At 71.9% G+C, this 21,210-nt stretch carries 21 protein-coding genes; 9 read left to right on the forward strand and 12 right to left on the reverse strand.

What is annotated here, in order from left to right; genetic code table 11:
* Positions 1-12 precede the first annotated feature (12 nt).
* The 4 genes from OKJ99_RS01760 to OKJ99_RS01775 form a co-directional block, all read right to left on the reverse strand.
* On the reverse strand, positions 13-3,402 hold the full coding sequence (locus OKJ99_RS01760) for an SAV_2336 N-terminal domain-related protein (RefSeq protein WP_407700627.1): 3,390 nt from the start codon (positions 3,400-3,402) through the stop codon (positions 13-15).
* A gap of 4 nt (positions 3,403-3,406) precedes the next feature.
* Positions 3,407-4,435, reverse strand: coding sequence for an AAA family ATPase (locus tag OKJ99_RS01765; RefSeq protein ID WP_326013845.1), 1,029 nt, complete (start codon positions 4,433-4,435; stop codon positions 3,407-3,409).
* Between the two features lie 186 nt (positions 4,436-4,621).
* Positions 4,622-6,718: a VMAP-C domain-containing protein gene (locus OKJ99_RS01770; protein ID WP_326013846.1), complete on the reverse strand. Its 2,097-nt coding sequence runs from the start codon at positions 6,716-6,718 to the stop codon at positions 4,622-4,624.
* A complete protein-coding gene (locus OKJ99_RS01775) occupies positions 6,715-7,143 on the reverse strand; it encodes a CU044_2847 family protein (protein ID WP_326013848.1) in 429 nt (142 codons plus the stop codon). Before OKJ99_RS01775 ends, OKJ99_RS01770 begins: the two co-directional genes overlap by 4 nt.
* 177 nt (positions 7,144-7,320) lie before the next feature.
* Between OKJ99_RS01775 and OKJ99_RS01780 the strand changes: the two genes are divergently transcribed.
* On the forward strand, positions 7,321-7,506 hold the full coding sequence (locus OKJ99_RS01780) for a DUF6104 family protein (RefSeq protein WP_030190019.1): 186 nt from the start codon (positions 7,321-7,323) through the stop codon (positions 7,504-7,506).
* Positions 7,507-7,510: 4 nt separating this feature from the next.
* Here OKJ99_RS01780 and OKJ99_RS01785 read toward each other — a convergent pair whose 3' ends face one another.
* Positions 7,511-8,359, reverse strand: coding sequence for a hypothetical protein (locus OKJ99_RS01785; protein ID WP_326013850.1), 849 nt, complete (start codon positions 8,357-8,359; stop codon positions 7,511-7,513).
* Positions 8,360-8,527: 168 nt separating this feature from the next.
* On the opposite strand from OKJ99_RS01785, the gene OKJ99_RS01790 reads away from it, so the two are divergent.
* Together OKJ99_RS01790 and OKJ99_RS01795 are read left to right on the forward strand one after the other, a co-directional pair.
* The gene (locus tag OKJ99_RS01790) at positions 8,528-9,412 is read left to right on the forward strand and encodes a DUF4097 family beta strand repeat-containing protein (RefSeq protein ID WP_326013851.1); all 885 of its coding nucleotides are present in this window, start codon (positions 8,528-8,530) and stop codon (positions 9,410-9,412) included.
* 1 nt (position 9,413) lies between these two features.
* On the forward strand, positions 9,414-10,421 hold the full coding sequence (locus OKJ99_RS01795; protein ID WP_326013852.1) for a helix-turn-helix transcriptional regulator: 1,008 nt from the start codon (positions 9,414-9,416) through the stop codon (positions 10,419-10,421).
* A gap of 65 nt (positions 10,422-10,486) precedes the next feature.
* Here OKJ99_RS01795 and OKJ99_RS01800 read toward each other — a convergent pair whose 3' ends face one another.
* The 4 genes from OKJ99_RS01800 to OKJ99_RS01815 form a co-directional block, all read right to left on the reverse strand.
* Positions 10,487-11,044 (reverse strand): Clp protease N-terminal domain-containing protein, encoded by a 558-nt coding sequence (locus tag OKJ99_RS01800; RefSeq protein ID WP_326013854.1) that lies wholly within the window; start codon positions 11,042-11,044, stop codon positions 10,487-10,489.
* 3 nt (positions 11,045-11,047) lie between these two features.
* A complete protein-coding gene (locus tag OKJ99_RS01805) occupies positions 11,048-11,257 on the reverse strand; it encodes a helix-turn-helix domain-containing protein (RefSeq protein ID WP_267069270.1) in 210 nt (69 codons plus the stop codon).
* 117 nt (positions 11,258-11,374) lie between these two features.
* Positions 11,375-12,337 (reverse strand): zinc-binding dehydrogenase, encoded by a 963-nt coding sequence (locus OKJ99_RS01810; RefSeq protein ID WP_326013856.1) that lies wholly within the window; start codon positions 12,335-12,337, stop codon positions 11,375-11,377.
* A 142-nt stretch (positions 12,338-12,479) separates the two neighbouring features.
* Entirely contained in the window at positions 12,480-13,694 is a 1,215-nt protein-coding gene (locus OKJ99_RS01815; RefSeq protein WP_326013857.1) for an NAD(P)-dependent malic enzyme, read from the reverse strand.
* A gap of 566 nt (positions 13,695-14,260) precedes the next feature.
* Here OKJ99_RS01815 and OKJ99_RS01820 point away from each other — a divergent pair.
* From OKJ99_RS01820 to OKJ99_RS01830, 3 genes are all read left to right on the forward strand, one after another.
* Complete coding sequence (locus OKJ99_RS01820) at positions 14,261-15,220, forward strand: ABC transporter substrate-binding protein (RefSeq protein ID WP_326013858.1); 960 nt, start codon at positions 14,261-14,263, stop codon at positions 15,218-15,220.
* Between the two features lie 71 nt (positions 15,221-15,291).
* The gene (locus OKJ99_RS01825) at positions 15,292-16,239 is read left to right on the forward strand and encodes an amino acid ABC transporter permease (protein ID WP_326013859.1); all 948 of its coding nucleotides are present in this window, start codon (positions 15,292-15,294) and stop codon (positions 16,237-16,239) included.
* Between the two features lie 11 nt (positions 16,240-16,250).
* Complete coding sequence (locus tag OKJ99_RS01830; RefSeq protein ID WP_326014012.1) at positions 16,251-17,003, forward strand: amino acid ABC transporter ATP-binding protein; 753 nt, start codon at positions 16,251-16,253, stop codon at positions 17,001-17,003.
* A 164-nt stretch (positions 17,004-17,167) separates the two neighbouring features.
* On the opposite strand, the gene OKJ99_RS01835 is transcribed toward OKJ99_RS01830, so the two are convergent.
* Entirely contained in the window at positions 17,168-17,938 is a 771-nt protein-coding gene (locus tag OKJ99_RS01835; RefSeq protein ID WP_326013860.1) for a class I SAM-dependent methyltransferase, read from the reverse strand.
* Between the two features lie 84 nt (positions 17,939-18,022).
* Between OKJ99_RS01835 and OKJ99_RS01840 the strand changes: the two genes are divergently transcribed.
* The gene (locus tag OKJ99_RS01840; RefSeq protein ID WP_326013862.1) at positions 18,023-18,652 is read left to right on the forward strand and encodes a CGNR zinc finger domain-containing protein; all 630 of its coding nucleotides are present in this window, start codon (positions 18,023-18,025) and stop codon (positions 18,650-18,652) included.
* Here the strand turns inward: OKJ99_RS01840 and sodX are convergent.
* On the reverse strand, positions 18,556-18,999 hold the full coding sequence (gene sodX, locus OKJ99_RS01845) for a nickel-type superoxide dismutase maturation protease (protein WP_326013863.1): 444 nt from the start codon (positions 18,997-18,999) through the stop codon (positions 18,556-18,558). The two genes, OKJ99_RS01840 and sodX, sit on opposite strands and share 97 nt — an antisense overlap.
* A gap of 195 nt (positions 19,000-19,194) precedes the next feature.
* On the opposite strand from sodX, the gene sodN reads away from it, so the two are divergent.
* Both sodN and OKJ99_RS01855 read left to right on the forward strand, forming a co-directional pair.
* Positions 19,195-19,590 (forward strand): superoxide dismutase, Ni, encoded by a 396-nt coding sequence (gene sodN / locus OKJ99_RS01850; RefSeq protein WP_266713972.1) that lies wholly within the window; start codon positions 19,195-19,197, stop codon positions 19,588-19,590.
* A 119-nt stretch (positions 19,591-19,709) separates the two neighbouring features.
* Entirely contained in the window at positions 19,710-20,534 is an 825-nt protein-coding gene (locus tag OKJ99_RS01855; protein ID WP_326013864.1) for an ATP-grasp domain-containing protein, read from the forward strand.
* Positions 20,535-20,571: 37 nt separating this feature from the next.
* Here OKJ99_RS01855 and OKJ99_RS01860 read toward each other — a convergent pair whose 3' ends face one another.
* Complete coding sequence (locus OKJ99_RS01860; RefSeq protein ID WP_326013865.1) at positions 20,572-21,171, reverse strand: GNAT family N-acetyltransferase; 600 nt, start codon at positions 21,169-21,171, stop codon at positions 20,572-20,574.
* Between the last annotated feature and the right edge of the window lie 39 nt (positions 21,172-21,210).

Raw genomic sequence — 21,210 nt, forward strand, 5'->3', positions numbered from 1 at the left:
GACGGCCCGGTGTCAGTCCAGCTCGGCGAGGCGCTCCGCTGTCTGCCGCGCCGTCGGTCCGCTCCTCGTCACGTTGCCGTCGGGCAGCCTCGACCACTCGCGGCGTGCCGCCCGATAGGCCTCGCGGGCGGCACGCGGGCGCGCCGCCGCTTCGTAGGTCATACCCCGCAAGTGGTGTGCCTGCGCGCCGAGAAGGACGGCTTCCTGGCGGGACCGCTCCGTATCGGCCTCCCGCTCGGCGCCGCGGGCCGACTCGGCGGCGTACCGGAACGCGTCCACCGCCTCGTCGAGTCGGGCCGGGCGGCCGAGGCTGCGGAACACCTCGAACTGCACCTGGCCGAGCTCCAGCCAGCTGCGCGCGGCCGGCAGGAAGTCGTCCGCCTCCGCGGCGGCGAGGCCCAGGAGGTACTCGGCCTCGCGCAGGTCGACGCGGTCCCCGCGCGCGCGGTAGCGCAGCATCAGGGCACGGCCGAGCAGCAGCAGCCGGTGGGCGAGCCGGGCGCTGCCCGCCGGGGTCTGGGAGCGGCAGTCCCGCAGCACCCGGATCGCCCGCGACAGCGCGTCCTGTTCGGCGGGTGCGGCCGGTTCGGCGCCCGCCCTGCTCAGCAGTACCTCACCCCACTCCGCGAGCGCGTCGGCGTGGGCCGCGGAGTCCCTCGGCATCCAGTGCGCCGCCTGCTCGAAGTGGCGTGCCGCTTCCTGGAGTTCGCGCGGGTCGCCGGACTCCGTGTGCCGGGCGCGGGCGACGCGTCCGGCACGCAGCAGGACCGCGGCGCGCAGCCGCTGGTCGCGCGCCTCCGCGAGGGCCTCGTCGACCCGCGCCGCCGCCTCGTCGAGGGCGTCACCGGAGCCGAGCAGGGCGTCCACCAGGTCGAGCAGCACCCGCACCCGCGGTACGCCGCCCGGGTCCTGCGCCTCGCTGTTCAGGGCGGTGCGCAGCGAGCCCGCGGCCTGCTCCGCATACCTGACGGCCTGCTCGCCGTCGGCCGCGGCGCCGGACAGCCGGAGCAGGATCCGGCCGTGGGCGAGCGGGAGTTCCGGCGGGTGGCGGCGGTCGGGCCAGGTGTCGACGAACGCCTCCAGCATGCCGACCGCGCCCTGGAGCAGCGCACTGTCGCCGCCGAGCCGCCACTGCGCCTCCAGGGCGCCGACGCGCTCCAGGGTGAGCCGCAGCGCCTCCTGCTCCGCCAGGTCGGGCGCCGAGCAGGCCACCGCGTACTCCCGGTCGGCCCTGCGCAGCAGTTCGAGCGCGCCGTTCCGGTCGCCGCGGCGCCTGCGGTCGGTGGCTGCGGTGGAGAGCACGCGCGCGAGGACGGCACGTTCGCGCAGCGCGTGCGGGTGGGCCGCGGCGCGCTCGGCGGCCTGCTCGGCCTCGCGCAGGAGCTCCGCTCCGCCCTGGACCTCCCACAGGAGCAGCACGCAGTGGGCGTACTCGGCCCACAGCTCGAAGTCCCGCTCCGTGAGCGACTCGTGCTCGGTGGCGCCGCGCAGCAGCTGCACCGCGTCGATGAGGTCCTGCACCATGCGCTCGCCGTCGAAGCGCGCGGCCAGCGCGCGGGCGCGGGTGACGGCGGGGTGGGTGGGCGGCGCTTCCTGTGGCCCTTCCTGTCCCGGGCGCCCGTACAGCGCGAACTGTTCGGGCAGCGGCATGAAGCGCTCCAGGACCCGCGCGGCGACCTCGGCGAAGGGTTGCGGGACCAGGTCGGCGCCGCCCGCCCCGGCGTCCCCGTTGTCGCCGCCCACGGTGTGCGGGGGCCGGTATCCGGTGCCGGTGCCGGTGCCGGTGGTGCGGTCGGTGCCCGCGTCCCCGCCGCCGTCGCCCAGCTGTGCCAGCGCGAGGGCCGGGAAGTTGGGGCCGCCCTTGTCGAAGCGGGCCTCGATGTACTCCGAGCAGTGCTTGAGGACCAGCACGGCCTCGTCCCTGCCGAGCGGCCCGAGCAGCGCCTCCTGCACGCCCGGCGCGAACTCGTACCACTGGACGCCATCGCCCTCGTGCTCCTCCTTGGCGCGCGTGAGCAGCCCGCTGAGCAGCACCTCGGCCAGTTCGGACGGCCCCGAGCCGGGCAGCATGGTGCGCTGCACCAGTTGCATCACCGGCAGGCAGAGCGGGGCCGCCGCCAGGAATCCGGCGAGCCGGCTCGCGTCCGGTGAGGCGGTGGAGCGGAACCGGGAGACCAGTTCGAGCACCGAGGGCCGCTGCGCCTGCCGGCCCGCCGAAACCCGCCGCTGGTCCGCCCTGACCCAGCCGACGGCCCCCGCGACAGGCCCCGCCCCGGCCCCCGAAAGGAGCCGCGCCCAGGCGCCGAGCGCCACCGGCTCCGGCGGCAGCACGGGCACCGGCAGCGCACCCGCGCGGGCCTGCACCGAGGGCCCCGCCGCCGTCCGCACGCGCAGCGCGGCGGCGCCGCCCAGCGCCTCGCCGCGGCTCAACTCCCCGTACGAGACCGGGAGCCGGGTCCGGTTCCACATGCGCTGCGGCAGGGGCTGGAGCACGGCGGCGGGGGCCTGCCGCGCCAGCTGGTGCAGGAGACGGTGGGCCCGGCCGCTGCGCCACAGCGGACCCGCGCAGTCGCTGATGAGGAGGGTGACCTGGCGGCCCGACGGATCGCTGAGCCGGTCGGTGGAGTGCAGCGGCGCCCCGTGCAACTCGGGGCTGCGGCTGACGGCGGCCTGCGCGTCCGGGCCCTCGTGCAGATAGCTGACCTGGATGTCCCAGAAGGCTCCCAACTGGCCGAACACCTGCTCAAGTTCGGTGAACATCCGGTCCCACACGCGCATCGAGGAGGAGGCGTCCATCACGAGGCTCAGCCGCGCGTCCGCGCGGGTCACCGCGCGGAACACGGGCAGGACGAGGCCGCCCGCGCGCGCGGTGCGCTCCGCCGTCGCCGTCTCGTCGAGCACCGAGCGCAGTGGCGGGGCGGCGCTGCGATAGCCCTGCAATGGCCGCAGGGCGCGCTGGAGTTCGAGCGGGGCGGGGAACGCGGGCGCCGCCGGGACGCCGACCGGGAGCGGGGAGCTGCGACCGGTCCGGCGCGCGCGGCCGTTGCCGGGGCGCGGGACGGGGTACAGGGCGACGCGCCGGTCGCCGGCCTCGTCGTACACGTGGGGAGCCGGCCCCTCCGGCTCCCGCTCCGCAGGCGTGGGATCCGGGACGGTCGGTATCTGTGTCGGCCGCGGCCCTTCGTAGGTGGGTCGCTCGCCGGGGACGGGCTCCTGCTGATCCGCGGTCTGCGCGGGACGCGCGTACCGGGCCAGCCACAGCGCGTCGCACAGCCCCTCGGCATCGGGGTCGAGCCCGATCTGCCGCAGCCTGGCGATGAGTTCGGCGACGGGGTCGCCGCCCTGGCGTCCGGGCTCCGAGGGCGAACCGGGCCCCTGACGCGCCGTCGCGTCGGGAGTCACCGCTTCACCTCGGGCGGTCGAGTCGCTGGATCAGGAGGTCGGCGAAGGATTCACGGCTGGTGGGAGCGGCCGCGTCGGTCAGATAGATCGCGTTCAACAACTGGTCAGTAGCGAGAAGTTCACTACGCGACCGCTCCAGGAACCGATTGATCAGATCGTCACCCGCGCGTGCCGCCTCGTCGCCGAGATGGGCGCGTACGAAGGTGGCGAGCCGGTTGTGGTCGGGCCTGCCGAGTTCGAGGTGGATGCAGCGGCGCATCAGCGGTGCGGGGAAGTCGCGCTCCCCGTTGCTGGTGAGCACCACGAACGGGAAGGCGTTGCAGCGCACCCGGCCGTCGCGGACGCGGACCTTGACGCCGTCGGCGGTGAGCACCTCCGCCTCGCCGTCCGGTAACCGGTCGGCGACCCGCTCCAGTTCGGGTATCGCGAACTCGCCCTCCTCCAGCACGTTCAGGAGGTCGTTGGGCAGGTCGATGTCGCTCTTGTCGAGCTCGTCGATGAGCAGCACGCGCGGCGTCGGCGACGGCAGCAGCGCGGTGCCCAGCGGACCGAGCCGGACATAGCTGCCGATCCCCTCGACGGCCCCCGGCGAGCCGGCCGCCGAGCCGAACCCGCCCTGCGCCGCGATCTGCACGTCCTGGAGGCGGGCGATCGCGTCGTAGTGGTAGAGCCCGTCCTGGAGCGTGGACCGGCTGACGATGGACCAGCGCAGTACGTTGCCCAGGCCCAGCTCGTACGCCACCGAGTGCGCGAGCGTGCTCTTGCCCGCGCCGGGGCTGCCCGTCACGAGCAGGGGGCGGCGCAGATACAGCGCCGCGTTGATCATTTCGAGCTCTTCGGCGCCAGGCCTGTGCAGCTCCGCCAGGTGCCGGTGCGCGCCGAGCCTGCGGTCCTCGGAACGGTCGCCCGCGCCCGATTCCTCGGTGGACCGCCCCGAGAAGTCGCGCCAGGGCGGCGGCGGAGGCAGGCGGTCGAGGCCCTCGTGGGGTTCGCCGGCGCCACGGTAGATGAGCCACTCACTGGATTCGGTCATGGTCCGGTCCTCGTCGTCACTCGTCCAGCAGGGCAGCCGAAGGGACGTGCCTCACGGTATCGATGGTTCGTGGCGCTGGTAAGGGTTCCGTGGGGAGCTGGCCTGAAGGGCTCGGCGGCGCCCCGGCGCGAAATCCGCGCGGCAGCACGGAAGTTGGGGCGTGCGATGGCCCGGCGCACGACGGCATCACGGGGCCTCCAGGAGTTCCCCGGAGCCCGGCAGCGGCTGGTTCGGATCGTCGTAGAACAGGGCGATGCCGTCGGCCCAGTACGCCTCCGTATGGCTCGCCAGGAGCTTTCTGCGCAACTCGTGGACGCGCTCCGGGAGATGCCGCGCCCCGCGCGCGTCGGCGACCGTGACGGCGGCGCCACGGTGGAACTCTCCGCACACCGCCGCCGAACGGGCCGGGCCGCGGCGCCACAGGGCGACACCGAAGCCGCCCAGCAGTATCCGGGCCAGCGCCTCGGTGTCGTCCTCGTATCGATGCTCTCCATAGCGACACATCACCGGTACGGATCCGGGCGACAGATTGCGCAACTCGAAGCTCTCCGGAACCGGCCTGGGCACCCCGTCGTCGCAGTCGAGGATCTCGGCCCGGGCGCCGTGCGCGTGCAGCCAGCGCCAGCGGTCCGCGCGGTCCGCGTCCGACTCCGGCGGGGCCGGGGCGCCGTACTCGAATCCCGGCTCGCCCGGCAGCCGGTCCCGGTCGCCGCAGCGCAGCACGACGGGGCCGCGCACGCCGAGCGGCGGTTCGTCGGGCCGCAGCCGCCAGCCGTCCACCGGCAGGTCGAGGCGGGTGTGCGGGAGCACCACCTGGAGGATCGCGGGCCACCCCGGCTCGTCGCACTGCCGGAAGGCCTCCGCGAGGGGTGCGGCGAGCCGCTCCGGGAGGGCGTCGGTCGGGGTGCGCTCGTCCTGGCGCACGCAGTCGCGCGCGCCGCCCGGCCGGGTCACGTACACCTGCCAGTCCCAGTGATCCCGCTCCCAGCCACGCTCGACGAGTTCGAGCAGCGCGGCGGGCCGGGCCGCCCGGTCCGGGGCCGGCTCGGGCGCCGCGCCGGGTGGTCTGCGCTGCCTCAGGCGCTCGACGCGCTGCTTCTCGATGCGCCGTCTGCGCGCACCGTCGAGCCGCCCCTCTCCGGCCTGCCGCACCCACTCCCACAGCGCCTCCTCCGCGCCCGCCGTGCCCGGCGTGACGAAGGGGCGCTCGGCCGAAAGGACCCGCATCGCGTAGTCGAGCACGAGCCCGCGCACGCCCTCGTCGTGCGCGCCCTCGTACAGGGCCCCGAGCCCGTCCCGCCAGCCGCGCGGCGAAGGCAGCGGGGCGCTCCCCTCGAACTCCGGGAGCGACTCCATGATGTCGAGCAGACCGCGGGTGCTGACCGGGGGCGGCAGGTCGGCGAGCCGGCCGAGCAACTGGACGCGCTCGCCCGCGGTGAGCGTCCGCCCCGGCCGCGCGCCGAGCCGGCTCTGCACATCGGCCCAGGTGTTCCGGGCGGGCTGCGACTGCCGCTGACGGTCCCGGTGGTAGCGGTCGTGGGCGTGGCAGACCGCCTGGTAGAGGTCGTCGTGCTCGGCCCGCACCGCCTGCCCCGGCACCGGCGCGGGCAGCGTGCGCAGCTGCTCGATCCCGATGGACGTGCCGCCCCGCCCGTGGTCCGCCCGCGACTTCAGTACGCCGATGACCTCGCCGCGCACCGGGTCGACGACGGGGCCGCCCGAGATCCCGTACGGCAGGTCGTTCTCCCCGAGGCGCAGCTGCACGCCGGACGACCAGTCGCCGATGGTGCCCTTGACCGCGATCGGCCCGTCGAGGCGGCACACCTGTCCGTCCACCACGGTCCAGCCCGCGTAGAAGACCTCCCCCTCGCTGTAGTACGCGGCAGGCCGCTCGGCTACGTAGACGCACTCGTGGTCGACGGGTTCGCGCAGCCGCACGAGGGCGAGGTCGGGGGCGGGCCACTTGCCGGGCACCGCCTGACCGACGCCCTCGGGGAGCGTGGCGACGACCTCCGCCGGTACGTGGGACGTGCCGCGGCCAGGGCCGCTCTCGAAGGCGACCGCCAGCTCGCCCCCTTCCCCGCCGCGCGCCACATGTGCGCAGGTCAACACCCAGTTCGGGGCGATGAAGAAGCCGCTCCCCTCGAAGCTTCCGGGTTCGTCGGCCGCACACCCGGCCCCCGTGCGATGAATGCGCACGGTGGCCGCCATGACGAGTTCACGCAGTGCAAGGAGGGCGGCATCCCGCTTGCCCGGTGCGCCCCCGTCGTGCCCTGGAGTCATGCCCCGGCCCCGGCGACGGTCGGGTCCGCTCCTCCGTGCGCCGGGGCGCCGGGCCCCTGCGGGTTCTCCAGGTCGGGCGGTCCTTCGTTCCAGGTCAGCGTGACCTTGATGCCCGCCTTCGCCTCACCGTCCGCGAGCAGCCCGACGACCTTGCCCGCCTTCGCCGTCAGCTCGACGCCGAACTCGACGCTCACCTCGTCGGGCCGCACGGCGCGCAGCGGCCGCGCGAGGGATCGCGCGACCCCCGTCACGAGCCCGTGCAGACTCTCGACACTCGCCTCGACGCGGTCCGTGAATCCGGTGTCGGAGTACGACAACTCCCCTTCGCTAACGCCAAGTTCATCGGCCGTACCGGATATCCGGGCCCACACCGGGGTCCCGTCCGGCAGCGCGATCCGCGCGACCCTTGTCTCTTCCTGCCCCATACCGCTCCCCCGTTTCCCGTTCCCCCGCGACCCCCTTGCGGGACAAGGGTCATTCCCAGGATGAGCAGCAGCTACCCCTCGGGCGGGCCTCATGGTCGCCGGTCCCCATAGGCTTGGAGGCCAGTCACACCACGTCCGCGCGTCCGCGCGGGCCCCGCACGCAGGAGAAACAGCCCCATGTACTTCACGGACCGCGGCATCGAAGAGCTGGAGAAGCGGCGAGGCGAGGAGGAGGTCACCTTCGAGTGGCTCGCCGAGCAGCTGCGGACGTTCGTCGACCTCAACCCGGACTTCGAGGTCCCGGTGGAGCGGCTCGCCACGTGGCTGGCGCGGCTCGACGACGAGGACGAGGACGAGGAGTAGGTCCTCAGGCCGCCTTCCGCGCCGCGCGCACCTTGTCGTACGCGAACCCGAGCGCCCCGTGCAGCAGGAGCAGCGCCCCTGCGGCGGTCCAGCCGCCGCTGCGCCGCCGCAGGCCGTGCACGGTGAGCGGCAGCCCGGCGGCGAGCTGGGCGGCGGCGATCAGCCGCGCTCTGGGGCCGCGCAGCCAGGGGCCGGCGCTCGTGGCCTCCACGACATCGAGCTCGGCGTGCACGGCGTCACGCCAGCCGGACCAGCTGACCTGCTGCGCGTCCGGCTGGACCCGCGCGACCTCGCGCAGCCGGTCGGCGGGTTCGCCGGGGGTCAGCCCGGCGGGGAGGGTGAGTCCGGTGCGGGTGAGCACCGCGAGCAGGCCCAGCATGCGGGCGCGGGCATCGGCCGCGCTGTCTCCGGTCTCAGCGGGGTCGGGTTTCGCGAGGGCTTCGAGGGCCTGGAGGTCGAGTACGGGGTCCAGGCCCAGGCGCGCCGCGAAGGTGCGCAGCGCCTCGGCCTCGCCGACCGGAGTGCCGTTCGCGAGCCATTCGTAGCCGACCGGGCGGCGGAACCCGGAGGCCAGCGTGAATCCGCTGCGGTCGGCGTCCCACCACAGAGCGAGCACCGGCCAGGTCGCGCCGACGGCGAGCGCGCCCGCCCAGCCACCGAGCACCCGGTCGACGGGTTCGCCGCCGCCGTCCTCCATGGACAGCCACGGCTTCGCCTCGGGCACGAGGACGCTCCACTCACGTCCGGCGCGGGTGAGCAGCATCCGCTCGCGCAGCAGCTGGGCGGCGGGCCCGACGACGGACGGTTCGGCGCGGCAGAGCAGCAGCGCACCGGCGGGTTCGAGGGACGACATGGCCCCACGCTAGGGCAAGTCGGTGCATTTCCGCAGCAATTGGACGGCCCATCGGGCGTCGGGGCACGGACTTCCGCGACAGTCTTGACTTTCCCCATCCGCGATATATCGTGTTTGACAGAGGACGCGATATGGCGCGTTCACTCCCGCCGCCGAGGAGGTCGCACCATGCCCGAGTGGTCCGTCACGGAGCCGCAGAAGCTCGTCTTCGACGAGCCGGTGTCGGCCCTGCACGTCCGCATCGTGAGCGGTGCGGTGAATGTGGTGGGGACGGCCGAGGGCCCGGCCCGCCTGGAGGTCTCGGAGATCGAGGGACCACCCCTGCGCGTGACGCAGTCGGACGGCACCCTCACCGTCGCGTACGACGACCTGCCCTGGAAGGGCTTCCTCAAGTGGCTCGACCGCAAGGGCTGGCACCGCAGCGCGGTCGTCTCGCTCGCGGTGCCGGCGGACACCCGGGTCGAGGTCGGCGTCGTCGGCGCCGGCGCCGTGGTCTCGGGCACGGAGGGGCACACAGAGGTGAAGGGCGTCACCGGCGACACGACACTCGTCGGTGTCACGGGCCCGGTGCGCACCAGCACGGTGTCCGGTGGCGTCGAGGCGCAGGCGGTCACCGGCGACCTCCGGTTCAATTCGGTCTCCGGGGACCTGACCGTCGTCGACGGCTCGGGCTCCTTCGTGAAGGCGGACACGGTGAGCGGGTCGATGATCGTGGACCTGGACCCCGCGGGGCCCACGGACGTGAGCCTGACGAGCGTCTCCGGCGAGATCGCCATCCGCATCCCGCACCCGGCGGACACGGAGGTCGAGGCGAACACGGCGAGCGGAGCGGTGTCGAACGCCTTCGAGGACCTGCGGGTGGCGGGCGCCTGGGGCGCGCACAAGATCACCGGCCGCCTGGGCGCGGGCTCCGGCAAGCTGAAGGCGACGACGGTCTCCGGATCGATCGCCCTACTGCGCAGGCCCCCCTCGGAGGAGTCCCCGCACCCTCCGGAGCCCTCGGACACCCCCGAGCCGCAGGACGCCGACCCCGCCGACAAGAAGGTGCTCTGACATGCCCCCCGTCTTCGCCCACGGCCGCCTGCGCCTCTACCTGCTGAAGCTGCTCGACGAGGCGCCGCGCCACGGGTACGAGGTGATCCGCCTCCTTGAGGAGCGCTTCCAGGGCCTGTACGCGCCCTCGGCCGGCACGGTCTACCCGCGCCTCTCCAAGCTGGAGTCCGAGGGCCTGGTCACGCACACCACGGAGGGCGGCCGGAAGGTCTACGCGATCACCGAAGCGGGCCGGGCCGAGCTGGCCGACCGCAGCGGCGAGCTGGCCGACCTCGAGCTGGAGATCCGCGAGTCCGTGGCCGAGCTGGCGGCGGAGATCAGGGACGACGTGCGGGGAGCGGCGGGCGATCTGCGCCGCGAGGTGCGTGCGGCCGCGTCCCAGACGCGCACGGCACCGGGCGACTTCACCGACACCGAGGCCTGGCGCGCCACCAAGGAAGAGGTGCGGCGCGCCAAGCACGAGTGGAAGGAGCAGGCGCGGCGCGCGAAGGACGAGAGCCGCCGGGCCCGCGAGGAGGCCCAGCGGGCGCGCCGCCAGGCCAAGGAGTCGCAGGAGCAGGTGCGGGCACAGGCGGCGGAGGACTTCCAGCGCATGGCCAAGCGCGTCCAGGAGCAGGTGCAGGACCACTTCACGCGCGGCGACTGGCCGACGGGGGTGCGCGAGGGTCTGACCGAACTGGCCAAGGAGTTCGGCGAGTTCGGCAAGTCCTGGAGCAAGGACGCCGGGCACACCGCCCCGGCTGGCCCCCCGGACGACTCCCCCGCCGCCCCCCAGTACCGCCCCCCGAGTGACGAGGTCCCCGCCGAGTACGTCCCGTCGTGGGCCTCGGAGGACTCCAGCGGCGACCCGGCCCGCGACCTGGACCGCCTCCTGGACCGCTTCCGCGACGACATCCGCGACGCGGCCCGCGACCACGGCGTCACGGAGTCCCAACTCCGGGACACCCGCCGCCACTTGTCCCAGGCGGCGGCCCACATCGGGGCGACGCTGCGGACACCGAAGGCGTAAGCCCCCGCGACCGCCACCGCCCGGGGCCGCGCACCCATCACCACGGGCGCCGACCCCGGCACGGCTCAGCCCGCCGCCGCCTCCCCGCCTCCGTACAGCACCCGCTCCACGCCGGTCGCGGTCACCCCGTGGTCCGCCAGGACCTCGGAGGCGATGCCCGGGCGGGAGGTGAGGGCGAGGAGGAGGTGCTCGTCGCCGATCGCCCGATCGTGGTGGGCGAGGGCGATGCGCAGGGAGGATTCGAGCACCCCCTTGGCCTCACGGGCGAACGGCCGGCGCCCGCCGACCTTGCGCCCACCGGTCAACACCCCCTCGCCATGGGCCTGTTCGACCCGCGCGACGACCTCTTCCACGTCGATCCCGATGCCCGCGAGCGCCTCGCTATCGGCCCGCGAGAGCCCCGCCCTGCGCCGCGCGCCCGCAAGCGCACTCCCGATGGACGTACGCCGCTCCTCCGTGTCCGCACCGAGCGCGCCGAGCACGAACGCGCCGCGCGTTCCGCTGCCGTCGAGGAGTGCGAGCACCATGTGCCCCTCGTCGACGCGCTCCGCGCGCTCCCGCTCGGCCTGGGCGACGGCCCCCTTCACCACATCCCGGGCGCCCTGGGTGAACCTCTCGAACATCGTTCATCGCCTCCCGTACTTCTTGTGCACGGCCTGCCGGCTGACCCCGAGTTCGGCCGCGATCTCCTGCCACGACCAGCCCTGATTGCGCGCACTGCGCACCTGTACCGCTTCCAGCTGCTCAAGGAGCCGCCGCAACGCGGCGACCGCCCGCAGCCCGACCCGCGGATCGCGGGCCCCCGCCTGCTCGGCGAGATCCGTCGCATCAGTCATGATGTCAATGTAGGTTGACACGCGGTCGACGTCAACCATAGTTGACAACGTGGGCACGAAAAAGGGGCGCCCGGCAGGTCACCGGCACGCCCCTCCCCGCGCCTCGTCAGCGCGTCGTCAGACGCTCAGTACGACCTTCCCGAACAGCTCGCCACCCGCCATCTTCTGGAAGCCCTCGCGGGCCCGGTCCAGCGGCAGCACCTCGTCGATCACCGGCCGGACACCCGTGGCGGCACAGAAGGACAGCAGATCCTCCAGCTCGTCCTTGGCCCCCATCGTGGAGCCGACGACCTTGAGTTCAAGGAAGAAGATCCGGTTCAGCTCCGCGGCCGGCGGGTTCGGCCCGCTCGTCGCGCCCGAGATGACCAGGGTCCCGCCCGGCTTCAGGGACTTGACGGAGTGCGACCACGTGGCGGCGCCCACCGTCTCGATCACGGCGTCCACCCGCTGCGAAAGACGCGCACCCGTCTCCACGGCCTCCACGGCCCCGAGCTCCAGGGCCCGCTTGCGCTTCACCTCGTCACGGCTGGTCGCGAAGACCCGCAGCCCCGCGGCCTTGCCGAGCACGATCGCGGCCGTCGCGACCCCGCCGCCCGCGCCCTGCACGAGGACCGAGTCACCGGGACGTACGCCGGCGTTGGTGAAGAGCATTCGGTACGCGGTGAGCCACGCGGTCGGCAGGCACGCGGCCTCCTCGAAGGAGAGCTCCTTCGGCTTGCGCAGCACGTTCCACTCGGGCACGGTCACCTGCTCGGCGAAGGTGCCCTGGTACTTCTCGGTGAGGATGGAGCGCTTCTCGCGCGGCCCGACCCCGTATCCGGTCTGGCCGATGACGGAGTGCAGGACGACCTCGTTGCCCTCACTGTCGATCCCGGCGGCGTCACAGCCGAGGATCATCGGAAGGGACTCCTCCCCCAGGCCGACCCCGCGCAGCGACCACAGATCGTGGTGGTTGAGGGAGGCGGCCTTGACGTTCACGGTGGTCCAGCCGGGCCGGTTCTCGGGGGCGGGCCGCTCCCCCAACTCCAGGCCGTTCAGCGGCTGATCACGGTCGATTCGGGCTGCGTAGGCGGCGAACATGACCTTGACGATAGGCGCCGCTCCCCCGGCCGGGGAACCACCGTCACCTGTGACACACGTCCCGTAGCCAGGAACGCCACGAACACGGGAAAGGCCCCGCCAGAGGCGGGGCCTTTCCCGAACAAGCCGAACGAGCCAGGAACTACCGGCGCGCCACACCCTCGGCGCGAGCGGCAGCGGCAACCGCCGCGGTGACGGCCGGCGCCACCCGCTCGTCGAAGGGCGACGGGATCACGTACTCGGCGGACAGCTCGTCACCGACCACCGCGGCCAGCGCCTCGGCCGCCGCGATCTTCATCGTCTCGGTGATCCGGGAGGCCCGGACCTGGAGCGCGCCGGCGAAGATGCCCGGGAACGCGAGCACGTTGTTGATCTGGTTCGGGAAGTCCGAACGCCCGGTCGCCACGACAGCCGCGTACTTATGGGCGATGTCGGGGTGCACCTCGGGGTTCGGGTTGGCCATCGCGAACACGAAGGCACCCTTCGCCATGGAGGCGACCGCGGGCTCGGGGACCGTACCGCCGGAGACGCCGATGTAGACGTCGGCACCCGCGAGGGCGTCCTCAAGGGAGCCGGACAGGCCCGCCTTGTTGGTGATCTCGGCCAGCTCGCGCTTGACCGGCGTGAGGTCCTCGCGGTCCCGGCTGACGATGCCCTTGCGGTCCGTGACCGCGACGTCGCCGAGGCCCGCTTCAAGGAGGAACTTCGCGATCGCGACGCCCGCCGCACCGGCGCCGGAGATCACGGCGCGCAGCTCGCCGAGCGTCCGCCCGCTGAGCCGGGCCGCGTTCTTCAGCGCGGCCAGCGTCACGACGGCGGTGCCGTGCTGGTCGTCGTGGAAGACCGGGATGTCGAGGCGCTCCTGGAGCTTCTTCTCGATCTCGAAGCAGCGCGGGGCCGAGATGTCCTCGAGGTTCACGCCGCCGAAGGACGGGGCGAGGCGCACGACGGTGTCGACGATCTCGTCGACGTCGTTCGTCGAGAGCGCGAGCGGCACCGCGTCCACGCCGCCGAACTGCTTGAAGAGAATGGCCTTGCCCTCCATCACCGGGAGGGAGGCCTCGGGGCCGATGTCACCGAGTCCGAGGACGGCCGAGCCGTCCGTCACGACGGCCACGACGCTCGACTTCCACGTGTAGTCGTGGACGAGCTCCGGCTGCTCGGCGATCGCGGTGCACACCTTCGCGACGCCGGGCGTGTACGCCAGGGACAGGTCGTCCTTGTCGCGGACCGGCACGGTGGCCTGCACGGCCATCTTGCCGCCACGGTGCAGCGCGAAAGCCGGATCGAAGGGCTCGTCGGAGCCCTCGTTGCCGGTACTCGCGTCGCTGCGAGGGTTGACGATCTCCGCTGCCACTTTTCTGACCCCTTAAGTCATGTTGCACAGGTTGAGGGTGGTTCCGTCCCTGATTGAGGAACGGGCGGGCACCGCGCACGCGCCGGACGGTCCTGTGGTGGGCCGCCCCGTGGGCACCTGCACGACGGACGCGCCGCACGCGCGCCCTGAGCCCCGGATGAGGGGTGTAAAGAACCTTCTTACCCGACGCGCAGTGTCGACGACGAGCCCGTCCGTGATCGATCACGCCTCGGTGACATGACTCATAGCCGAATATATGGACAAGTCCACAAGGCGATCGCACAAAACGAGGGAAGTCCGCCCGAATGGTGAGACAGCGGGCGGCCCACCGGAGATTCTCCGGTCGCCGGGCCGAAGACCCGCAGAAGATGTGGCTCCCATGCACCGCGATGTGCCCGCCTGTTGGCGTTCTTGGGTCACCCGTTATCCGATTTTGACATGGCTGACCTCCTGAATCGGTAAGTCCGAATGGCAAGATGCCGTCATCACACGAGGTCGCGACACCCGAAGGTGTGTGCCACGGCGACCAGCACGGCAACTCCCACACCCAGCCGGAGGAACCAACCATGACCGCAAGCACCACCCAGCGCACGACCGCGAAGTCCGCGAAGTCCCGGATAGCCGCGGTCGGCGCCATCGCGGTCGCCGGCACTCTGCTGCTGACCGGCTGCGGTGACCAGACGAAGTCCGACGACAGCACCAAGAGCGGCTCCAAGGCCGCGCCGCTCGCGGACAAGCTGCCGAAGGAGATCCGCGACAAGGGCGTCATCCGGGTCGGCTCGGACATCGCCTACGCGCCCGTCGAGTTCAAGGACAAGTCCGGCAAGGCGGTCGGCATCGACCCCGACCTCGCGAAGGCGATGGGCAAGCAGCTGGGCGTGAAGTTCGAGTTCCAGAACGGCACGTTCGACACCCTGGTCACGGGCCTGAAGTCGAACCGCTACGACCTCGCCATGTCGGCCATGACCGACACCAAGGACCGCCAGAACGGCGTCGACTCCGACACCGGCAAGAAGGTCGGCGAGGGCGTCGACTTCGTCGACTACTTCAACGCGGGCGTCTCGATCTACACCCCCAAGGGCAAGACCCAGTCCATCAAGACCTGGGACGACCTCTGCGGCAAGAAGATCGTCGTGCAGCGCGGCACGGTCTCCCACGACCTCGCCAAGTCGCAGGCCAAGAAGTGCCCGTCCGGCAAGAAGCTCGGCATCCAGTCCTTCGACGACGACCAGCAGGCACAGACCCGGCTGCGTTCCGGCGGCGCGGACGCCGGCTCCTCCGACTTCCCGGTCGCCGCGTACGCGGTGAAGACCTCGGGCGGCGGCAAGAACTTCCAGCTCGTCGGCGACCAGGTCGAGGCCGCCCCGTACGGCATCGCGGTCTCCAAGGACCAGAAGCAGCTGCGCGACGCGATCAAGGCCGCCCTCGACGCGATCATCAAGAACGGCGAGTACGACAAGGTCATCGCCAAGTGGGGCGTCGAGGCCGGTGCCGTGAAGTCGGCGACCCTCAACGGCGGCAAGTGACCGCGCGTTCCACGTCATTGACCGCGCGGCTCACGTCATGGACGTCCGCGACGTCGTGAAAGGCAACATCCGTGTCTGTTGACATAGACAAGACGGGCGGCGGCCCCCAGGACACACCGCCGCCCGCGACCGGGCCGACCCCCATCAAGGCGATCCCGGTGCGGCACTACGGCCGCTATCTCTCGGCCCTGATCGCCGTCGCCCTGCTGGCCCTGATCGTCTACGCGTTCGGCCAGGGCAAGATCAACTGGGGCACCGTCCCGGACTTCTTCTTCGACGACCGGGTCATCACCGGCGCCCTGAAGACGCTGCTCCTCACGGTCCTCGCGATGGCGATCGGCATCGTCGGCGGCATTCTGCTCGCCGTCATGCGGCTGTCGAAGAACCCGGTGACCAGCTCCATCGCCTGGTTCTACATCTGGTTCTTCCGCGGCACCCCGGTCCTGGTCCAGCTGTTCATCTGGTTCAACCTGGGCCTGGTCTTCGAGTACATCAACCTCGGGCCGATCTACAAGGACTACTGGTCGTCCTTCATGACGCCGTTCCTGACGGCGCTGCTCGGCTTCGGTCTCAACGAGGCCGCGTACATGGCGGAGATCTGCCGCGCCGGCCTGCAGTCGGTCGACGAGGGCCAGACCGAGGCCTCGCACGCGCTCGGCATGAGCCACGGCAAGACGCTGCGCCGCGTGATCATCCCGCAGGCGATGCGCGTGATCGTGCCGCCCACGGGCAACGAAGTCATCAACATGCTGAAGACGACGTCCTTGGTGTCGATGGTGCAGTACACCGAGTTGTTCCGGGTCGCGCAGGACATCGGTCAGCAGTCCGGCTCCCCGGTGGAGCTCTACTTCCTCGCCGCCGCCTGGTACCTGATCATGACCTCGGTCCTCAGCGTCGGCCAGTACTACATCGAGCGGTACTACGCGCGCGGCTCCAGCCGCCAACTGTCGGCCACGCCATGGCAAAAGGTGCGCGGGAGCTTGTTCTCCCTCGGCCGTCCGAACGGAGGCATGGCATGACCACATCCGCCATGGTCAAGGCCGAGCAGGTCCACAAGTCCTTCGGCCACGTCGAGGTCCTCAAGGGCATCGACCTGGAGGTCAAGCAGGGCGAGGTCTTCTGCCTCATCGGCCCCTCCGGCTCCGGCAAGTCGACGTTCCTGCGCTGCATCAACCACCTGGAGAAGGTCAACGCCGGCCGGCTCTACGTCGACGGCCACCTGGTCGGCTACCGGCAGCAGGGCGACAAGCTGTACGAGCTGCGGGACCGGGAGGTCTCGTTGCAGCGCCGCGACATCGGCATGGTGTTCCAGCGCTTCAACCTGTTCCCGCACATGACGGCGCTCGAGAACGTCATGGAGGCGCCGGTCCAGGTCAAGAAGCAGTCGAGGTCCGAGGCCCGCAAGCGGGCCCAGGAGCTGCTCGACCGCGTCGGCCTCGCCGACAAGTCGAGCAGCTACCCCTCGCAGCTCTCCGGCGGCCAGCAGCAGCGCGTCGCGATCGCCCGCGCGCTCGCGATGGAACCGAAGCTGATGCTCTTCGACGAGCCGACGTCCGCGCTCGACCCCGAGCTGGTCGGCGAGGTCCTCGACGTCATGCGCGACCTCGCCGAGTCCGGCATGACGATGATCGTCGTCACGCACGAGATGGGCTTCGCCCGCGAGGTCGGCGACAGCCTCGTCTTCATGGACGACGGCGTGGTCGTCGAATCCGGCGACCCGCGCGAGGTCCTCACCAACCCCCAACAGGAACGCACCCAGGCCTTCCTGTCGAAGGTCCTGTAAACGGGACGATCAAGCCCAACTGTGCACCATTCAAGCCCCTGCGGCGATTGAGCAGCGGGCATGGGGCAGAGCCCCAAATCAAGCCCCTGCGGCGATTGAGCAGCGGGGTCCGGGGCAGCGCCCCGCGACCGCGACGCCGTCGCCGCGGGGGCTCACCCATGCCGTCACTTCACCGCAAGCACCAACGCGTCCGACGGCGACCGCCACACCGCCCGCGCCTCCCCGAACCCGCCCCCGCGCAGCGCCTCCGCATGCCACGCCACCGACGGCATGTCCCCGTCCGCATGCTCCCCGTAGATCTCGAACCGCTCGGCCGTGGGCCCGGCCAACACCGGATCCGCCGCGGCAAGCTGCCACCACTCCGCCCAGTCCACCGCCCCGCCGGTCTTCGCGGAGTCCATCCGCGCGTGCCGCAGCGCCCGCTCCGCGGCGTTGATCCGAGGCGTCGTCTGGTCGATCATGTGGTCCGCGTTCATGAAGACGCCGCCGTCGCGGACGAGCCCGGCGACCTGACCGTAGAGCGTCGCGAGGGGTTCGGAGTGCAGCCAGTGCAGGGCGGTGGCGGTGAGCACGGCGTCGTACGAGTCGTGCGGCAGCGCCTTCGTCCACTGCGGGTCCTTGAGGTCGGCGGTCACGAACGCGACCCGCTCGTCCCCCTCGAACGTGCCACGCGCGATGGCCAGCAGCGCCGGATCGAGGTCGACGCCGACGCTCGTGGCGCCGGGGAACCGGCTGAGCAGCCGGTCCGTGATGCTCCCGGTGCCGCACGCGAGGTCGAGCACCCGGGGCGTGGACCCGACAAACGCCTCGACCATGTCGAGCATGACCCGGAACCGCTCCTCGCGGTCCGGCATGTACCACTCCTGCTGGCGGTCCCAGCTCTCCTGCCAGGCCCGCCAGTCGGTGGTACGAGTGGTGGCAGCGGTCTCGGACATGAACCCTCCCGTAATACCCTTAAGGCGCGAGCGAGTATTACCCTCGCTCGACACGACGATAGAGCGCTCCGGTAAGGACTACAAGTGGAACTGGCCTATTACTCGGACTACGCCGTGCGCCTCGTCAACACCGAGGAGCCGGTCCGCGGCAAGGACTCCCTGACCACGGTCGACGCGGTGCGCGCGCTCTTCGGCGCCAACCAAGAGGCCGCCCGCCGCGCCACGGACGCCGATCTGACCCGCTTCAGGGGCGTACGAGGACGGCTGCGCGCGGTGTTCGAGGCGGCCGACGGGGGCGACGAGGAACTCGCAGTGAACCTGCTGAACTCGCTGCTCCTGGAGTTCCCGGTGAGCCCGCAGATCTCCGGGCACAACCACCGCGACGACGACGGCCGCCCGCTGTGGCACCTGCACCTGTCCGACCACCCGTCGAACGCGACGGCCGGCTACGCCGCCATCGCCGCGATGGGCCTCGCCTTCCACCTCACCGAGTACGGCGTCGACCGCCTCGGCCTGTGCGAGGCGTCCCCCTGCCGCAACGCCTACCTGGACACTTCCACCAACCGCTCCCGGCGCTACTGCTCGGACCGCTGCGCGACCCGCGCCAACGTCGCCGCCTACCGCGCCCGCAAGCGCTTGGAGGCCGACCGGTCGCCGAGCACGGGACGTACCGCGGAGAAGGCCCAGGACAGCACCGCCGTCACCGAGCGCTGACCCTCGCCCTCGGCCCACGGCCTGCGGCGCCGCAGCCGGCCGCGCACCTTCGCGAGCACCAGCTCGTCCGGCACGACCCCGTACACCGTGCTGTCGCCCCCGGCTCCCGGGTTGTCGCCGAGCACCCACCAGCCGCCATCGCGCCGCTCGGCGATCCGCTTCACCACCAGCAGATCCTGCTGGAAGGGGTGGCGCAGGACGATCACATCGCCCGCCCGCACCCGCGCGCCGTGCTGCACCAGCATCCAGTCACCGGGGTACAGCGTCGGGACCATGGACGGCCCCTCCACCTCAATGATCTGAAACGGCACCTTCGCCTCGCGCATCTCCTCGATCGCCTCGGGCATCAGAAGACCTCCCCGGTTCCCACCGCTGCCTACGCAGCTACTCCCGCCGGACCGCTGCCCTTACGGTCCCATCCTCCACCAGTCCCAGTCCTGCCCCGGACTTTTGTCCTAAGCCGCCGGGGGCACCCGAGAAAAGCCGTTCCCCACGGAGTAATGTCGCTCCCGAGAAGACGATCACGAGGAAGGAACAGCTACATGCTTTCCCGCCTGTTCGCCCCCAAGGTGAAGGCCAGCGCTCACTGCGACCTCCCCTGCGGCGTGTACGACCCGGCCCAGGCCCGCATCGAGGCCGAGTCGGTCAAGGCCGTCCAGGAGAAGATGGCCGCCAACGACGACGCGCAGTTCCAGACGCGTGCCATCGGCATCAAGGAGCAGCGCGCCGAGCTCGCCAAGCACCACGTCTCGGTGCTCTGGAGCGACTACTTCAAGCCGCCGCACTTCGAGAAGTACCCGGAGCTGCACCAGCTGGTCAACGACACCCTGAAGGCCCTCTCGGCCGCCAAGGGCTCGTCGGACCCGGCCACGGGCCAGAAGGCTCTGGACTACATCGCCCAGATCGACAAGATCTTCTGGGAGACCAAGAAGGCCTGACCCAGGCCCTGTTCACATCAGCGACCGGCGGGCGGTGCACCTCCGCGGGCCCCTTCGGCATCCCCCTCCGGCTCCACCCCCTCCGGCATCACCCCTTTGGCACCATCAGGAGTCCCTTCTTGTCCCCGCGCCGCCCCCGCGTCCTCTACGTCACCGATCTCGCGTATCCCGCCCAGGGGCGCCGCTACGGCGACGAGGACATCGGGCTCACGTCCCGGCTGCGCTCCGCGTTCGACCTCGCCCTGTGCCACCCCTTGGACGCGACCGCGCTCATGGACGGCTTCGACGCCGTCGTGGTCCGCAACAGCGGCCCGGTGCTCGGCTACCAAGAGGCGTACGCCGAGTTCCGCGCGCAGGCACTGGAGCGCGGCACGAACGTCTACAACCCGCTGACCGGGCGCGCCGACATGGCCGGCAAGCAGTACCTCCTGGACCTGACCACGGCCGGCCACCCGGTCATCCCGACGGTCGACCGGGCGGCGGACCTGGACCGGCTGCCGAAGGCCGACACGTACATCGCGAAGCCGAAGCTGGGCGCGGACTCGATGGGCCTGCGCGTCGTACCCGCCGCCGAGCTCGCCGAACTCCCGTACGGGGACGGCCTGCTGGTACAGCCGCGCATCGACTTCCAGTACGAGGTCTCGTTCTACTTCGTCGACGACCAGCTGCTGTACGCCCTGTACGCGCCCGATCCGGCGCGCCGCTGGGAGCTGCGCCCGTACGAACCGACCGCCGCGGACCGGGCGTTCGCCCGCTCCTTCATCGAGTGGAACACGCTCCCGCGCGGCATCCAGCGCGTCGACGCCTGCCGCGCGCCGGGCGGCGAGCTGCTCCTCGTGGAGCTGGAGGACCTCAACCCGTACCTCTCGCTCGACCTGGTGGACGAGGCGACGCGGGAGGCGTTCGTGACCGCGATGGAGGCCTCGGTGCGAGCCGGCATCTGAGGCGCGGCGTCTGAGGTGGAGCGTCTGAGGTGCGGCGTCAGCCGGCGTCGGCCTCCCGCCACATGGGCCAGATCGTCGGCCCGTCCGGCAGGTCGATCGCCGTCCCGGTGAAGACGAACCCGAGGCGCTCGTACAGCTCCCGGCTGCGCGGGTTGCTGGCCTCCAGGTAGGCGGGCAGCCCCTCGCGGTCGCAACGCTCGAGCACCGGCGCCATCAGCGCGGTCCCCAGGCCCTGGCCCTGCCGCTCGGGCTGGACGCCGATCATCCACAGGTAAGCGTGCGCCCGGCCCACGGGATGCGCCTGCGCCGTCCACCGGGCTATCTGCTCCACCCGTACGTTGTCGGGGTCGACGGCCGCCCGCACCTGCGCGGGCACGTCCTCGTCGCCCTCGTCCTCCGGCTCGGCCGGCATGTCGATCCACAGCGCGACGGCCGAACCGTCCTCGGTGAGATCCACATATCCGTCCGCGAACGTCACCTCCGCGAACACCCCCATGAGCCCGGAGTGCCGCTCCCGGCGCTGCTGCTCACCGGGAAACACCCAGCCGCTGACCGGGTCGTCCATGAACGCCTCGTCGAGCAGCCGCACCACGAGATCCCGGTCCGCCTCCCCCGCACGCCTGATGCCCACACCCATCCGTCTCGCCCCTCACCCAACCAGCTGGTCCTGCACGGC

The organism is Streptomyces endophyticus (assembly GCF_035798155.1).
GTDB classification, from domain to species: Bacteria; Actinomycetota; Actinomycetes; order Streptomycetales; family Streptomycetaceae; genus Streptomyces; species Streptomyces endophyticus.

Bases quoted from the DNA above. Each gene is read 5' to 3' on its own strand.
- OKJ99_RS01765 (WP_326013845.1), bottom strand. From the start codon at position 4,435: ATGACCGAATCCAGTGAGTGGCTCATCTACCGTGGCGCCGGCGAACCC.
- OKJ99_RS01775 (WP_326013848.1), bottom strand. From the start codon at position 7,143: ATGGGGCAGGAAGAGACAAGGGTCGCGCGGATCGCGCTGCCGGACGGG.
- OKJ99_RS01810 (WP_326013856.1), bottom strand. From the start codon at position 12,337: ATGTTCGCCGCCTACGCAGCCCGAATCGACCGTGATCAGCCGCTGAAC.
- OKJ99_RS01800 (WP_326013854.1), bottom strand. From the start codon at position 11,044: ATGTTCGAGAGGTTCACCCAGGGCGCCCGGGATGTGGTGAAGGGGGCC.
- OKJ99_RS01835 (WP_326013860.1), bottom strand. From the start codon at position 17,938: ATGTCCGAGACCGCTGCCACCACTCGTACCACCGACTGGCGGGCCTGG.
- OKJ99_RS01805 (WP_267069270.1), bottom strand. From the start codon at position 11,257: ATGACTGATGCGACGGATCTCGCCGAGCAGGCGGGGGCCCGCGATCCG.
- OKJ99_RS01770 (WP_326013846.1), bottom strand. From the start codon at position 6,718: ATGACTCCAGGGCACGACGGGGGCGCACCGGGCAAGCGGGATGCCGCC.
- sodN (WP_266713972.1), top strand. From the start codon at position 19,195: ATGCTTTCCCGCCTGTTCGCCCCCAAGGTGAAGGCCAGCGCTCACTGC.
- OKJ99_RS01820 (WP_326013858.1), top strand. From the start codon at position 14,261: ATGACCGCAAGCACCACCCAGCGCACGACCGCGAAGTCCGCGAAGTCC.
- OKJ99_RS01785 (WP_326013850.1), bottom strand. From the start codon at position 8,359: ATGTCGTCCCTCGAACCCGCCGGTGCGCTGCTGCTCTGCCGCGCCGAA.
- OKJ99_RS01860 (WP_326013865.1), bottom strand. From the start codon at position 21,171: ATGGGTGTGGGCATCAGGCGTGCGGGGGAGGCGGACCGGGATCTCGTG.
- OKJ99_RS01780 (WP_030190019.1), top strand. From the start codon at position 7,321: ATGTACTTCACGGACCGCGGCATCGAAGAGCTGGAGAAGCGGCGAGGC.
- OKJ99_RS01795 (WP_326013852.1), top strand. From the start codon at position 9,414: ATGCCCCCCGTCTTCGCCCACGGCCGCCTGCGCCTCTACCTGCTGAAG.
- OKJ99_RS01790 (WP_326013851.1), top strand. From the start codon at position 8,528: ATGCCCGAGTGGTCCGTCACGGAGCCGCAGAAGCTCGTCTTCGACGAG.
- OKJ99_RS01830 (WP_326014012.1), top strand. From the start codon at position 16,251: ATGGTCAAGGCCGAGCAGGTCCACAAGTCCTTCGGCCACGTCGAGGTC.
- sodX (WP_326013863.1), bottom strand. From the start codon at position 18,999: ATGCCCGAGGCGATCGAGGAGATGCGCGAGGCGAAGGTGCCGTTTCAG.